Here is a 14,870-nt window from a genome sequence, read left to right as displayed (position 1 = left end):
GCATCCATGCCGGGTTGCCCACTGCGCAGAACCTCCACTCGGCCTCTCGAGGGGGCAAGAAGATCAAAAGCCAAAGCGAGGCGGCCTGACAGCCGACCTGACCACAAATGAACGCGTTCCCCCTGTAGGAGCGAGCTTGCTCGCGAAAAACGCCAGGACAACGTGGGCATTCAGACAGCCCGCGTCATCGTTGACGTCCATCGCGAGCAAGCTCGCTCCCACAGAAGAGCAAAAGCAGAGCAAAAACAGGGCGGCGTACACCCATGCTCCTCACCACTCAACAGGCCGAGCGTTAGCTCGCCTGCCGCTCTTGATCTTGATCCACCCGCCCCCTCGGCAGGCTGAGTGGAGGTGTTCATCCGGGGACTGGCGCGCAGCGCCGTTCGACGCAGTCGAACACATTGCAGGGAGGTGCAGCGAAGCAAACCGTAGGGCAATGCCCCCGGATGAATGCCGGAGCGAAGGAACCCCGAGCCTAAGCGAGGGGCCGTACGTTCGGGGCGAGCGTTTTTTTGCTTACTTTTTTTAGGCGCTTGTAAAAAAAGTGAGTCGCCGTAAGGGCGAAACCCCAAGTCGCCGTTACCGAAAAAACGGATATGTACGCAATACAACAGCAGCCTGGTCGGCTCAGAGGCCGCCAAGGCCTAGTCCCCTCGGACGATGCTCCAGACCAGAGCCAGAGCAAGAATCCATCGCACTCCCCAACCAACACAAAGGCCCAGTGCGATGAACGACGCCAACCTCAAAGCCGACATGCTCCAGGCCATGCGCCGCCTGGCCAAGTCAGTCACCATTATCAGCACCAGCAACGGCTCCGAACGCTTCGCCATGGCCGCCACCGCGGTCGACTCACTGAGCACCGAACCGCCATCGCTGCTGATCTGCGTCAACAAGACCGCCTCGCCCCACGCCGCACTGGCGACCGGCGCCGACTTCTGCGTGAACATCCTCGGCGTCGAGCAACAAGACCTCGCACACCTGTGCAGCGGCGCAATCAAGGGCGAAGCGCGTTTCGACCGTGGCAACTGGCTGACCAGCCCCGGCGGCATTCCTTACCTGGGTGACGCGCAGTCGGCCATCCTCTGCCGCCAGGATGGCCACTTCAGCTACGGCACCCATACCGTGTTCATCGGACGCATCCTGCAGATCCACACCAGCGATGCCATCACCCCGCTGGTCTACCTCGACGGCAACTACACCACCACCGCCAAACCCACCCCCTCCTTCGCAGTCGCCGGCTGAGGCCTGGGCATGGACGGCATGAACGGGTTGACGGCGTTGCGAGTGAACAGCGCCGAGCAGTTGCCATGGGATGACCGCTGCGATTTGCTGGTGGTCGGTTTCGGCGGTGCCGGTGCCTGTGCCGCCATCGAAGCAGCCAGTAGAGGCCTCTCGGTGCTGGCCCTGGACCGTTTCGAAGGCGGCGGCGCCACCGCACTCAGCGGTGGCGTTGTTTATGCCGGAGGTGGCACGCCGTATCAGCGCCAGGCCGGCTATGAAGACACCAGCGAAGCCATGTTCAATTACCTGCGTCAGGAAGTGGGCGAGGCCGTCAGCCACGCGACATTGCGCAATTTCTGCGACGGCAGCCGCGAACAACTGGCCTGGCTGGAGCGACAGGGCGCGGCGTTCGAGGCCAGCGTGCCGCCGCATAAAACCTCGTACCCGAGTGACCAGTACTACCTCTATTACTCTGGCAACGAAGCCGTCCCGGCCTATGCCGCGAGCGCCAAACCGGCACCCCGTGGTCACCGCACCAAAGGTCCGGGCATGTCCGGTGCCAGCCTGTTCGCCCCGCTCAAGGCCAGCGCCTTGCGTCACGGTGCGCGCCTGCGCTGCCAGTGCGAAGTGCGGCGACTGGTGCTCGATCTCGACGACAAGGTCATCGGCGTCGAAGCCTGGCAGTTGCCTTCCGGCAGCCGCGCGGCCCGGCAGCATGCGCGCCTGTCGCGCTGGGCCGCCGCCATTCATATGTACGCTCCCGCATTGGCTGACCGCTTGCGCGCCCGTCAGCGTCGCATCGAACAGACCAGCGCCATTCGGCAATTGATTCGCGCCGAACAGGCGGTGCTATTGAGCAGCGGTGGTTTTATCTTCAATCGCGACCTGGTACGCCAACACGCGCCGCAGTACCTGGACGGGCTGCCCCTGGGCGCCACCGGCTGCAATGGCAGCGGCATCGCCCTGGGCCAGAGCGCCGGTGGCAGCGTGACGCGGATGGACAAGATCAGCGCGTGGCGTTTCATCAATCCGCCACTGGCCTGGGCCCGCGGGCTGATCGTCAATGCCCGTGGACAGCGTTACGCCAACGAAGAAATCTACGGCGCGACCCTCGGCCACGCCATGGTCGAAGAACAAGACGGTCGCGCCATCCTGGTGCTCAACCGTGAGCTGATGCGCGAAGCGTTGCGTCAGGTAGGCCCGGGCAAGGTATGGAATTTTCAGCGCCTGCCGGTACTGCTCAATCTGCTGTTCAACGCCAAACGCAGTAGCAGCCTGGCCGGGTTGGCCAAACGCTGCAATCTGCCGCCGGAACTGCTGCGCCAGAGCGTCGAACGCTATTCCCGCGCGGCACGGGGTGAGGTCGCCGACGAGTTCGGCAAATCCGCCGCGATGCTTGCCAACCTCGACCAAGGCCCTTGGTACGCCCTCGACCTGTCCTTCGACAGCAAACTCTTCCCCTGCCCGGTCATCACCCTGGGCGGGCTGAAGGTCTGCGAGGACAGCGGTCGGGTTCTGGACCACGCCGGTCAGCCGATCCACGGCTTGTACAGCGCCGGCCGCACCGCGGTCGGTGTCGCCTCCAACCTGTACGTCTCCGGCCTGTCCCTGGCCGATTGCATCTATTCCGGTCGCCGGGCTGCCGCCCACGTGGCCGACCAATTCGCACTTCAACCCGCACGATCAGGAGAACAACAATGCAACGTGTAGAAGGCAAAGTCTGCATCATCACCGGCGCCGCCAGCGGCATCGGTCGCGAAGACGCCCTGCTGCTGGCCCGTGAAGGCGCCAAAGTAGTACTGACCGACCTCAACGAAGAAGCCGGTCGCCAGGTGGCTGCAGAAATCGGCGCCAACGCGCTGTTCATACGCCACGACATCGCCAGCGAAAGCGATTGGCAACAGGTGATCAAGACCACCGTCGAACACTTCGGCCGTCTCGACGTACTGGTCAACAACGCCGCGATCCTGGCCCTGGGCAGCATTGAAGACACCACGCTGGAGCTGTGGCAGAAGGTGCAGAAGATCAACGGCGAAGGCTACTTCCTCGGCTGCAAGTACGCGATCCAGGCGATGAAGGACACCGGCGGCGGGTCGATCATCAACATGTCGTCGGTGGCCGCGTTGGGCGCGATGCCAATGTTCTGCGCTTATTCGGCGTCCAAAGGCGCGGTGGCGGCGATGACCCGTTCGATTGCCCTGCACTGCAAGCAGCAGGGTTACCGCATCCGCTGCAACAGCGTGCACCCCGATGGCGTGAACACACCGATGACCCAGGCCCTGGCCGGTGGTCAGCCAATCCCGCAGGAAGCGCTGGACCAGGACCCGATGAACCGCATGGCCGCGCCACGGGACATTGCCAACGTGGTGCTGTTCCTGGCCACCGACGAGTCGCGATTCGTCAACGGTGCCGAGATCCGCGTCGACAACGCCCAACTGATCAGCGGGCTCTGAGGTCGAGGTGAACATGGGCACGCAACAACAGAACCTGACCCCGGCCGAACACACGACGGCAAGCGTCTCATTGCAGGTGTGTGCGGTGATCGACGAGACCGCTGATGCGCGCTCGCTGGTGCTGGACGTACCGCCAATCCTGCGTGAGCGCTTTCGCTACAAACCGGGCCAGTTCCTGAGTTTTCGCGTGCCCTTGGCCGGCAAACTGTTGACCCGCTGCTATTCCATGGCCAGCTCGCCCCTCGCGGACGCGCTGCCCAAGGTCACGGTGAAACGGGTCGACGGTGGCCGGGTGTCGAACTGGATGAACGAAGTGCAGGTCGGCGACTGGCTGGAAGTGCTGCCGCCGGCCGGGCATTTCTGTCTGGACCCGCAGGCGGACACCGAAAAGCCCCTGGTCTTGTTCGGGGGCGGCTCGGGCATCACCCCGGTGTTTTCCATTCTCAAATCGGTGCTGCACAGCAGTCGGCGACCGATCAAATTGATCTACGCCAACCGCGATGAGGCGTCGGTGATTTTCAAGGACGAGCTGTGCCAGTTGATCAAGGCGCATCCTGATCAACTGCACGTGGTGCACGTCCTCGATTCGGTGCAGGGTTTTTTGACGGACCATCAGGTCCGTCATCTGCTGCGCGGATCGGCCGGCGGCGACTACTTCATCTGTGGGCCTGGACCGTTCATGGACACTGTGGAGCGCACGCTGCTGGCAGTGGGCGAGGCCGCCGACTGCATCCATGTCGAACGTTTCGTTTCACCACCGGACCCGGATGAATTACTGGCCGAAGAAGCCCTCGCTCGCGAGGCCGCGATGGGGTCGCAGTGCGAAGCGCTGATCGTCGAACTCGACGGTCAGCAACACGAAATTGCCTGCCAACCCGGCGATACCTTGCTGCAAAGCTGCAAGGCGGCGGGCCTGGACGTGCCATCGTCCTGTGAAGAAGGCTTCTGCGGGGCGTGCATGTGCGTGGTCAAGGAAGGTGAAGTCCAGTTGGCGCGCAACGACGTCTTGACCCAAAAGGAACTCGCCGACGGCTGGACACTGGCCTGCCAGAGCCGCCCGACCGGGGCCCGTGTGCGCCTGAAATTCCCGGATTGAGGGTACGCGTACCACTGTAGGAGCGAGCTTGCTCGCGATGGTCGTCAACGATAACGCGGGGTATCTGATTGCCCGCGTTGTCAGGGCGTTTTTCGCGAGCATGCTCGCTCCTACAGGAGGGCGTGATGAAAGGTGCTCTGTCGCCTTAGTCTCAACGGACGATCACTCGGGCCGGGTCTGCAGTTAGACTCGGCCACAGCATTAGCCCACAACAATAAAGAGGTGCAGTTATGGCTCGTTTGCAGAATAAGGTCGCGGTGGTCACCGGCGGCGCTTCGGGGATCGGCCTGGCCTGCGTGCGCCGTTTCGCGGAGGAAGGCGCGCAAGTGGTCGGGCTGGACATCGGCAGCGCACCGGCAGACTTTCCCGGCCTGTTCATGACCCTGGACGTGCGCGACGAAGCGCAGGTACAGCAGGTCATGCAAGAAGTCATCAGCCGCTTCGGGCGCATCGATGTACTGGTCAACGCCGCTGGCGTCGCCGACCAGGGCAGCGTGACCCAGACCACCACCGCCAACTGGCAACGGGTGATGGATATCAACCTGACCGGCAGCATGCTTACCAGCAAGTACGCGCTGGCGTCGATGGTTGAACAACGCAATGGCTCGATCATTAACGTCGGTTCGATCTTCGGCCTGCAAGGCTGCGACGGCAACGTGGCCTATAACGTGTCCAAGGGCGGCATCAACCAGCTGACCCGCTCGATGGCCATCGACTACGGCTACGCCAACATTCGCGTCAACGGTCTGTGCCCGGGCCTGATCGAAACGCCGATGACCAGCATGGTCCGTGACAATGACGCGTTCCACGCCTTCTTCGCCTCGCAGCACATGCTCTGCCGCTCCGGGCAACCGGAAGAAGTGGCCAACGTTGCGCTGTTCCTGGCGTCCGACGAAGCCTCCTTTGTCAGCGGCCAGATGATTGCCGTGGACGGTGGTTTCTCCGCCGGTCGCCGTTTCGCCCCGCCCGCGCAGTAATTCGCAATCCGGCCGGGCGCCCTGCCCGGTCTACTCCCTTTTTCGTACCTGTCTTCTAACCGGGGAGGCCCCATGCCGCCTGTCGCCACCGCACTGACCATCGCTCAACTGTTCGCCAACGCAGCCCAGGCCTATGGCGACCGCCCGGCCATCGAGGACGCGGGCCACACCATCAGCTATCGACAACTCGACCAACTGCGTCGCCAGGCAGCCCGCGCACTGCTGGCCCTCGACGTACAGGTTGGGGACCGTGTGGCGATCTGGGCGCCAAACGTGTGGGAATGGATCGTTGCGGCTGGCGCCCTGCAGAGTGTCGGTGCCGCCCTGGTGCCGCTCAATACCCGGATGAAGGGCAGCGAGGCCGGCTACATCCTGCGCGAAAGCGGCGCCTGCGTACTGTTTGCCATCGGCGAATTCCTTGGCGCGGACTACCCCGGCATGCTGACGTCGGAAGACCTGCCAGCCCTGCGCCACATCGTCAGCGTGCGTGGTGCCAATTCGGGCACCCTGGCCTGGGACCGGTTTATGGACCTGGCGGCCGATGTGCCGCAACTGGCCTTGCGCACCCGCGAACAGAGCGTTGGTCCGCAGGCCTTGTCCGACGTGCTGTTCACCTCGGGCACCACTGGTAAACCCAAAGGCGTAATGACCAGCCACGGCCAGAACCTGCGAATAGTGCGCGACTGGAGCGATATCGTCGGTTTGCGCGAGAGCGATCGCTACCTGATCGTCAATCCGTTCTTCCACTCTTTCGGGTACAAGGCCGGCTGGCTGGCAGCGCTGATGCGTGGCTGCACCCTCCTGCCGCAGCAAGTGTTCGACGTGCAGGCCGTGCTCGAATGCGTGCAGCGTGAACGCATCACCGTCTTACCCGGACCACCGACGCTGTATCAGTCGTTGCTTGCCCATCCGCAACGCAACGAATTCGACCTGAGCTCCTTGCGCGTGGCGGTGACCGGGGCGGCAGCAATTCCGGTGGAGATGATCCACCGCATGCGCGACGAACTGGGCTTTGCCACCATTGTCACCGCGTATGGCCTGACGGAAGTCTGTGGGTTCGCCACGATCTGTCGTTCCGGTGACTCGGCGGAACTGGTCGCCAACACCAGTGGTCGGGCGATGCCGGGGGTGCAAGTGCGCTGTGTCGGCAACACCGGTCGCAGCCAGCCGGCCAACATTCCCGGTGAAGTGCAGATTCGCGGCTACAACCTGATGCAGGGCTATCTCAACAACCCCGAAGCCAGCCAGGAAATTCTCGACGCCGACGGCTGGCTGCACACCGGCGACATCGGCATGCTCGATGAACAGGGTTACCTGCGCATCACCGACCGCCTCAAGGACATGTTCATCACCGGAGGCTTCAATGTGTACCCGGCGGAGATCGAACAGTGTTTGCTGACTTATCCGGGCGTGGCCCAGGCAGCGGTGATCGGTATTCCTGACGAGCGCCTGGGGGAAGTAGCGATGGCGTTCCTGCTGCCTGCGCCGGGAATGGACATCGAACAGGCAGGGTTCCTCGCCTGGTGCCGTGAACAGATGGCCAACTACAAGGTACCGCGTCGGGTGCAGGTGCTGCAGAAGATGCCGATCAATGCGGCGGGGAAAGTGACCAAGAATGTGTTGCGCGAATGGGCATTGCAGCCAGTCGACTGAACACAATCCCTGTAGGAGCGAGCTTGCTCGCGATGGTGTGTCAGTCGACATCAATGCAACTGATAGACCATCGCGAGCAGGCTCGCTCCTACAATGTTCGAGGGTGTACACAAATTTCGCGTCCGACACAGCTCAACTGTGGGAGCGAGCCTGCTCGCGATAGCGTCAGGTCAATCGACATAGATGTTGGCTGACACTCCGTCATCGCGAGCAAGCTCGCTCCCACAATGTTCGAGGGTGTACACAGGTTTCGAGTCCGACACAGATCAACTGTGGGAGCGAGCTTGCTCGCGATAGCGTCAGGTCAGTCGACATTGATGTTGGCTGACACTCCGTCATCGCGAGCAAGCTCGCTCCTACAGGTTGTGTGTGTGTACCGAGATGACGTAGTCAAACCACCCGCGCCGGATGCTGCTGGCGCGGGTCGCCGAGCATGGCGCGGTGGGACGGCGGCTGGCGGCCTTCGGCTTCGCTGATGCCGTAGCCAGGGGCAATTTCGGCGGTGATCAGGGTCTGGCCGGACAACGCCATCAACTGCGGATCATTGAGCAAGGCATGAATCACCCGCCCGTTGAATTGCGGGGTTTCGGCGTGGGCCAGGAATGCCTGGTATTGCTCGCCATGCTGTTCGCCGGCAATCTTCGTACGTTCGGTCAGTTGCGGGCCGAGCCACAGCGACAATGCCGCCACGCCCTGCCCTTCGAAATCGATCGCCATATCCGCCGCCAGCTTGTCGACGCCGGCCTTTTGCGCGCCGTACGCCGGGCCATGCATATAGCACCCGGCACCGAACGACGAAGTGAAGCAAATCAGCCCTTGGGCACTTTTGAGCAACAGCGGCGCGGCGTAGAAGCTGGCGATGTACGCCGAGCGCAGGCCGACGTCGAGAATGCGCACCAGGTCCAGCGGTTTAGCCCAGAACGGCCCTGGTTCGATCAACTGGTCATGGATGAACGCGGCGTTGTTCACCAGCAGATCCAGATGCCCGCACTCATTTTCCACACGGGTAAACAGCGCCTGAACCTGCGCGTCATCGGCGTGATCACAGACCACCGCGATACCGCGCCCACCGGCGTCGGTGATCGCGGCGGCGGTGTCCTCCAGCGAGCCGCGCAAGGCATGCCCGTACAAATTCGACCCGCCCTGCGCCGGGGCGCGACCGGTGACATACACCGTCATGCCCGCTGCCCCAAGGGCCAGGGCAATGCCCTGCCCGACTCCGCGACTGGCGCCGGTCACTACGGCGATCTGTGGACGCTGGTTGTTCATTCGACACTCCCGAACAAGGTTTTCGCCGAAGCGGTTTCGCTCTGACACTTGATGTGATTGGCGGCCAGGTAACCGAAGGTCATGGCCGGGCCGATGGTCGAACCGGCACCCGGATAGGTGCGGCCCATCATCGAGGCGGCGCTGTTGCCGATGGCGTACAGGCCGTTGATCGGTTCGCCGTCTTCATGCAACACCCGGGCGTGCACGTCGGTCAGCAGGCCCCCCTTGGTACCGATGTCGCCGGCGTCGATGCGCACGGCGTAGAAAGGTCCCTTGAGCAACGGCGCCAGGCACGGATTGGGTTGCATGTTCGGGTCGCCGTAATAGCGGTCGAACAGTGATTCGCCCTTGTGGAAATCCTCGTCGACACCCTGCACGGCCATACCGTTGAAACGCTGCACGGTGCGCACCAGTCCGGCGCCGTCGACGCCGATTTTCGTCGCCAGTTCTTCCAGGCTCGACGCCTTGTGGAAGTAGTCGCGCAGGTGCTCGGGCAATTGCCAATCGCGCTGGGCATAACCCGGCAACAAGGCGCCACACGGATACTTGCGCCGGAACTCGGCATCGAACACCATCCAGCACGGCACGCTCACGGCGCCTTCGCGGTTGTTGGCGTACATCGCATAAACGATATCGGTATAGGGCGCGGCTTCGTTGACGAAACGCTCCCCCGCCGCGTTGACCATCACGCATCCGGGCAAGGTTCGTTCGACAAACAATGCACGCTGCTTTTCTTCGCCCTTGACGTAAGTGGTCGGCGCCCACCAGCTGTGCTCCATCAACGCGGTCCGAGCACCGATGGCCTGGCCAGCGCGAATACCATCGCCGGTATTGTTGGGTGGCGTGGCACTCCAGTTGGCCCGGGACGGCTGCGGCAGGTACTGCTCGCGCATTTCCTGGTTACGCTCGAAACCACCGGCGGCGATGATCACCCCGTAGCGCGCCTTGACGTTGAGCAACTGACCGTCGCGATTGACCTGCGCCCCGCCGACCCGGTCGCCGACCAGCAGCAGCTCTTCGAGCGCACAGTTGAGCCACAGCGACTTGCCGCGATCCTGCAACGAACAGCGCAATGCACCGATCAAGGCATTGCCCAGCGTCAGGAAACGGTCGCGACGGGATAAACGCCGCCCCTCGCGATCACGCCAGTAGCGCCACATCACCCGCAGGGTCAGGCGCAACCAGCCGGGGCCACGGCACAGCAGCACTTGCGCCTCTTTCATGGTCATCGCCATGCGCCCCATCATCAGGGTGCCGGGGGACGGTGCGCGCATGCGCAAAAATTCTTCGCCGAGTTCGGCGGCATCGAACGGTTGCGGATCCATCGAACGATAGCCCGGTTTTCCACCCTCCACTTCCGGGTAGTAATCGGCGTAGCGAGGTTGCGCCTCGAAGCGTACGCGGGTGTGTTGTTCCAGGTACTCGACCATCTCCCGACCGTGCTCGACATAGGCTTCGATTCGCCCGTCGTCGATCTCGCCGTGGGTCACGGCGCGGATGTAGGCAATCGCTTCGGCCGCCGAATCACTGCCGCCAATGGCGTTGATCCGGTGGTTGTTGGGGATCCAGATGCCTCCGCCGGACACCGCCGAGGTGCCGCCGTACTCGCCGCTCTTTTCGATCAGCAACGCATTCAGGCCCAGGTCGTGGGCGCGCAGCGCTGCGGTCATGCCCCCGGCTCCCGAGCCAATCACCAACACATCACAGCACTCGTCCCATTTGATCCCGGCAGCGTTCATGCGATCACCCTTGTTCAGCGCCCATCAGGCAGAAACCGCCACCGCCGGATCTTCGCCCGGTGCAGTCGGTCTCGGGATTGTTCGCCGCGCGCGCCGGGTGTTCATCGTCCGATGGGACTAAGGCGAACACCGCAACTGCCCCCTGCAAATCGCGTAGTCCGCTTGGACGATGTTGCGCGCAAGTCGTGACTCCATAGTCGCCCACAGCACCAATCACCCCCCTGAAATGCAGGTCGGGCAGGTCTGACCTGGGCCATGAGGACGACATGATAAAAACAATAATCGCCCCACCAACACAGCACCCTCGCGTACAGCTGGCCTTGCTGTTGCTGGCTGGCGGACTAAGCGCTCACGTGAATGCCATGAGCTTTCAGCCAAGCGAAGACTTGAGCATCGACTGGGACACCACACTGACCTACAGCCTCGCCTGGCGGACCGAGTCGCGCGATCACAAACTGACCGCCAATGCCAACGGCAACGACGGCGATAACGCGTTCGACAAAGGCAGCCTGATCAACAACCGCAGCGGCTTTCTCACCGAAGCCAACATCAAGTGGCAAGACAACTACGGCGTGTTCGTCCGGGCGACGGGCTTCTACGACAACGTCTACGATCAGGACAACGACAACACCACCGGCACTTCCAACTGTTTCGCCGGCGGCCATTGCAGCAAACCCGACCGTTTCTCCCAGGACACCGTCGACCAGCATCGCAATGAGTTGCGCATGCTCGACTACTACGCCTATGGCACCTGGGACGTGAGCGGCCATGCCCTCAACGCGCGCCTGGGTAATCAGGTGGTGAGCTGGGGTGAAAGTCTGTTCTATCCGGGTATTTCCGCGGCCCAGAGCCCGGTGGACGCGACCAAGGCGACCACCCCGGGCGTCGAGGTCAAGGAAATTCTGCTGCCGGTTGGCCAACTGTTCACCCAGTTCGCCCTGACCGAAAGCCTGGGTATCCAGGCCTACTACCAATACAAGTGGGAGAAAACCGAGCTGTTCGGCGTGGGTAGTTACTTCTCCACCACCGACTTCATCGACGAGGGCGGCTTCAACGACGCCTCCGGTTTCGTCACCCGCCTCAAGGACGACAAGCCGAGCGACAGCGGCCAGTACGGTGTGGCCTTCACCTACGCCGCCGAGTCGCTGAACAACACCGAGTTCGGCCTCTTCTACTCGCGCTATCACGACAAGACGCCATCGCTGGACTTTGCGACGAACCTGGGCCGCTACCAGGTGCGCTACTTCGACAACATCGACCTGTTCGGTGCGAGTTTCGCCACGGTGCTGGGCGATGTCAGCTGGGCCGGTGAAGTCAGCTACCGAGACGGCACGCCAGTGATGGTCGACAACGGTTTCTCCAGCCCCGTGCGCGGCAAAACCATACAAGCACAAACGTCGATGATCTACGTGCTGGGCCCGACCTCCTTCGCCGACAACACCAGCCTGACCGGCGAACTGGTCTACAACACCGTGGTCAGCAACGATGAGTCGCAGCCAGTGACCCTGGCCCCTGGTTTCGCGCTGCCGGGAACCGACAGCCTGGTCTATGACCGCGATGCCTGGGGCTACACGGTGCAGGCGAACCTTGACTACAACGACGTATTCAGCGGATGGGACATGTCGGTGCCTGTCACCTTCAGTGCCGCCGTCCACGGCGACAGCTCGATGGTCGGCTCGATCAACGCCGGCCAGAACGATAACCGCGCCAGCATCGGCAGTTCCTGGCGCTACCTGGGCAACTTCACCGTCGAGGCCCGCTACAACGCCTACCTCGGCAGCGCCAACAACAGCCCGTTGGCCGACCGCGACAACGTCGCGCTCAACTTCAAGTACCGGTTCTGATTCCCCTGTCGGAGGAGCACAGCATGTCCAGATTCACCCAAACATTATTGAGCACGGCGCTGACCGTCGGCCTGCTCGGCAGTGGCCAGGCCTACGCCAAGGTCAGCCCCGAAGAAGCCGCCCGCCTGGGCCAGGACCTGACCCCGATGGGCGCCGAAAAGGCCGGTAACGCCGACGGCAGCATCCCGGGCTGGTCCGGCAAATGGCGCGGCCTGCCACCAGGACTCAAATACGCCGGCCCCGGCACGCCGTACCCGGATCCGTACGCCGCGGAAAAACCGCTGTTCGTGATCGATTCGAAGAACATGGACAAGTACGCCGACAACCTGACCGATGGCCAGAAGGCGCTGTTCAAGCGATACCCGGATACCTTCAAGATCCCGGTGTACCCGAGCCACCGCGACTTCCGCCTCGATCAGCGCCTGGAAGACCAGATCAAGAAAAACGCCGTCACTGCCGAACTCGACAATGACAACAACGACACGAAAAACGCCTGGGGTGCCTCGCCGTTCCCGATCCCGAAGAACGGCAGCGAGTTGATGTTCAACCATACCTTGCAGGGGCGCGCCAGCACTGAAGAGGCCAACTACGGCCAGGCGGTGGTGTACTCCAACAAGGAAAAGGTGCTGGAAGAGGTCAACTACAAGATCTTTTCGATCTGGTCCAGCCCGGACAAAACCCCGGAGGCCGCGAACGGTGTATTCACACACTTCCTGCTCACCACCCTGGAACCGGTGCGCAAGAAAGGCGAGATCGTGGTCGGTCACGAGTTCATCAATCCGACCGCTTCACCGCGCCAGGCCTGGCAATACAGCCCGGGCCAACGCCGGGTACGTCGCGCGCCAACCGTGGGTTATGACTCGCCGACCGGCGCGGGAGGTTTTCGTGTGTACGACGAAGACCGTTTGTTCAACGGTGCGCCAGACCGCTACAACTGGACCATCGTCGGCAAGAAGGAAATCTACATTCCGTACCACAACTACAAGATCGACGACCCGAGCGTAACGGCCGACCAGATCCTGGACACCACCGGCCACGTCGATCCGCAGTACATGCGCTACGAGAAACACCGGGTCTGGGTGTTGCAGGCCAACCTCAAGGAAGGTGCCCGCCACGTATACGCCAAGCGTGTGATGTACCTGGACGAGGACACCTGGTCGGCGACCATGGCCGACAACTACGACAGCCGTGGCCAGTTGTGGCGTACCAACATGCAGACCTCGATCTACGCCTACGAGATGCAGCGCTACCACGCTCGCCTCGGCATCTACCATGACCTGATCGCCGGGTCCTACCTGGTAGACCGCATGCTGGTCGATCAGAAACCGGCCAGGCTCAACGCCACCGCCTTCACCGAAGACGAATTCACCCCAGGCAACCTGCGCAAACTCGGCACCCGCTAAACTCACCGCGCCCCGACCGATTCATTCGGTCGGGGCGTTGTGCTTTGTAAAATACGCTGCGCCCACGGAAGACTTCGCCATGAACAAACTCCTCACCGGCATCATCGCCATGGCCAGTGCTGGCCTGTCGATGCAAGCCAACGCCCTGAACATCCTGCTGACCAACGACGATGGCTGCCGTGCGCCCGGCATCGATGCGATGTACCGCGCACTGACCGCCGCCGGGCACAAAGTCACCCTGGTCGGCCCGTTGAACGACAGTAGCGGCATCAGCGCCGCCAGCGTGGTCGTACCCGGCCAGGCCCTGGCGGTAACCAAACTGGCGTCAGGCAAATTTTGCGTCGGGCCGCCGCAGGACTACACCCCGCCCGCCGGCAAGACCTCTGCCATCGGCACGCCGGTGGATGCGGTCAACGTCGGCCTCGACGTGATCCTCAAGGATTCACCACCAGACTTGGTGGTGTCAGGCAGTAACTTCGGCGAAAACGTCGGCCCGCTGACGCAGATGTCTGGCACCCTCAACGCCGCCGTTCGCGCGATGTTCAAGGGAATTCCGGCGGTGGCGGTGTCCACGGGTATCGACATGGACCTGATCATCCGCGACCAGCAGGCCGGCTACCGCAAGACCCTCGGCGCCATGGACGACACGGCGCGCTTTGCCGTGAAGGTCATCGAGCAGGCGGGCCTGGCCGGTACAGACGCCAAGCAGGCCTGCGCCAGGAACAAACATCAGTGTGATTTGAACGTGCTCGGCCTGCCGGGCGTCAGCGGCCTGAACCTCAACTACCCGCCCCTCAAACCCGATGAAATCAAAGGCGTGAGCTTTGCGCCGATCGGCAATTGGGATCGGGTCAACTTCACCTCCCAGCGCGGCGCCGACGGCGTGGTCCACGTCAACCTGGCTGCCCCCTCGATACCGACCCAAGCCCAGCAACAGGCCGATGCCTATCAACTGTGGCAAGGCCACGCGGTGATCACCGTGATCGACGGCAACATGACCGCGCCGCAGGCGATGCAGGATCAGGCGAAGAAGATGTTGCGCGGGGTCAAGCCTTAAGCAAGCACGGAACGGTGTTAATCACAAAACCATTGCTCGCGATGAGGCCGACATATTCACCATCGATGTCGACTGACAGTCCGCCATCGCGAGCAAGCTCGCTTGTATGGTAGGACTTGAAGGGAGGAGGAGGGACAAGGCTCGATTCTGACTGTTGA

At 62.6% G+C, this 14,870-nt stretch carries 11 protein-coding genes; 9 read left to right on the top strand and 2 right to left on the bottom strand.

Annotated features, from left to right (window positions below; all coding sequences use genetic code 11):
* Positions 1–726: 726 nt before the first annotated feature.
* The 6 genes from AC3WTM_RS29155 to AC3WTM_RS29130 all read left to right on the top strand — a co-directional run bounded on the left by AC3WTM_RS29155 (position 727) and on the right by AC3WTM_RS29130 (position 7,400).
* Positions 727–1,242: a flavin reductase family protein gene (locus AC3WTM_RS29155; RefSeq protein WP_102672837.1), complete on the top strand. Its 516-nt coding sequence runs from the start codon at positions 727–729 to the stop codon at positions 1,240–1,242.
* 9 nt (positions 1,243–1,251) lie between these two features.
* Positions 1,252–2,931, top strand: a complete 1,680-nt coding sequence (locus AC3WTM_RS29150) for an FAD-binding protein (RefSeq protein ID WP_102672836.1) — start codon at positions 1,252–1,254, stop codon at positions 2,929–2,931.
* Positions 2,919–3,674: a glucose 1-dehydrogenase gene (locus AC3WTM_RS29145; RefSeq protein ID WP_102672835.1), complete on the top strand. Its 756-nt coding sequence runs from the start codon at positions 2,919–2,921 to the stop codon at positions 3,672–3,674. Before AC3WTM_RS29150 ends, AC3WTM_RS29145 begins: the two co-directional genes overlap by 13 nt.
* Positions 3,675–3,687: 13 nt before the next feature.
* On the top strand, positions 3,688–4,770 hold the full coding sequence (locus AC3WTM_RS29140; protein ID WP_102672834.1) for a ferredoxin--NADP reductase: 1,083 nt from the start codon (positions 3,688–3,690) through the stop codon (positions 4,768–4,770).
* A 230-nt stretch (positions 4,771–5,000) separates the two neighbouring features.
* Positions 5,001–5,747: an SDR family NAD(P)-dependent oxidoreductase gene (locus AC3WTM_RS29135; protein WP_102672833.1), complete on the top strand. Its 747-nt coding sequence runs from the start codon at positions 5,001–5,003 to the stop codon at positions 5,745–5,747.
* A 72-nt stretch (positions 5,748–5,819) separates the two neighbouring features.
* Positions 5,820–7,400, top strand: coding sequence for a FadD3 family acyl-CoA ligase (locus AC3WTM_RS29130; RefSeq protein WP_102672832.1), 1,581 nt, complete (start codon positions 5,820–5,822; stop codon positions 7,398–7,400).
* 390 nt (positions 7,401–7,790) lie between these two features.
* Here the strand turns inward: AC3WTM_RS29130 and AC3WTM_RS29125 are convergent, their stop codons facing one another.
* Both AC3WTM_RS29125 and AC3WTM_RS29120 read right to left on the bottom strand, forming a co-directional pair.
* Positions 7,791–8,669 carry an SDR family NAD(P)-dependent oxidoreductase gene (locus AC3WTM_RS29125; RefSeq protein ID WP_057714063.1) on the bottom strand — a complete coding sequence of 293 codons (879 nt, stop codon included), beginning with the start codon at positions 8,667–8,669 and terminating at the stop codon, positions 7,791–7,793.
* Positions 8,666–10,408: an FAD-binding protein gene (locus AC3WTM_RS29120; RefSeq protein WP_102672829.1), complete on the bottom strand. Its 1,743-nt coding sequence runs from the start codon at positions 10,406–10,408 to the stop codon at positions 8,666–8,668. The genes AC3WTM_RS29125 and AC3WTM_RS29120 overlap by 4 nt, the downstream gene beginning before the upstream one ends.
* Before the next feature lie 266 nt (positions 10,409–10,674).
* On the opposite strand from AC3WTM_RS29120, the gene AC3WTM_RS29115 reads away from it, so the two are divergent.
* From AC3WTM_RS29115 to AC3WTM_RS29105, 3 genes are all read left to right on the top strand, one after another.
* Positions 10,675–12,252, top strand: a complete 1,578-nt coding sequence (locus tag AC3WTM_RS29115) for a DUF1302 domain-containing protein (RefSeq protein ID WP_102672828.1) — start codon at positions 10,675–10,677, stop codon at positions 12,250–12,252.
* A gap of 23 nt (positions 12,253–12,275) precedes the next feature.
* Complete coding sequence (locus AC3WTM_RS29110; protein ID WP_102672827.1) at positions 12,276–13,655, top strand: DUF1329 domain-containing protein; 1,380 nt, start codon at positions 12,276–12,278, stop codon at positions 13,653–13,655.
* Positions 13,656–13,734: 79 nt separating this feature from the next.
* A complete protein-coding gene (locus AC3WTM_RS29105) occupies positions 13,735–14,712 on the top strand; it encodes a 5'/3'-nucleotidase SurE (RefSeq protein WP_102672826.1) in 978 nt (325 codons plus the stop codon).
* Positions 14,713–14,870: the final 158 nt, after the last annotated feature.

The organism is Pseudomonas sp. EU05-FHT14B02, from assembly GCF_058791055.1.
Note: the sequence above shows the minus strand (reverse complement) of the source record. Positions and strands in the feature narration are given on the sequence as shown.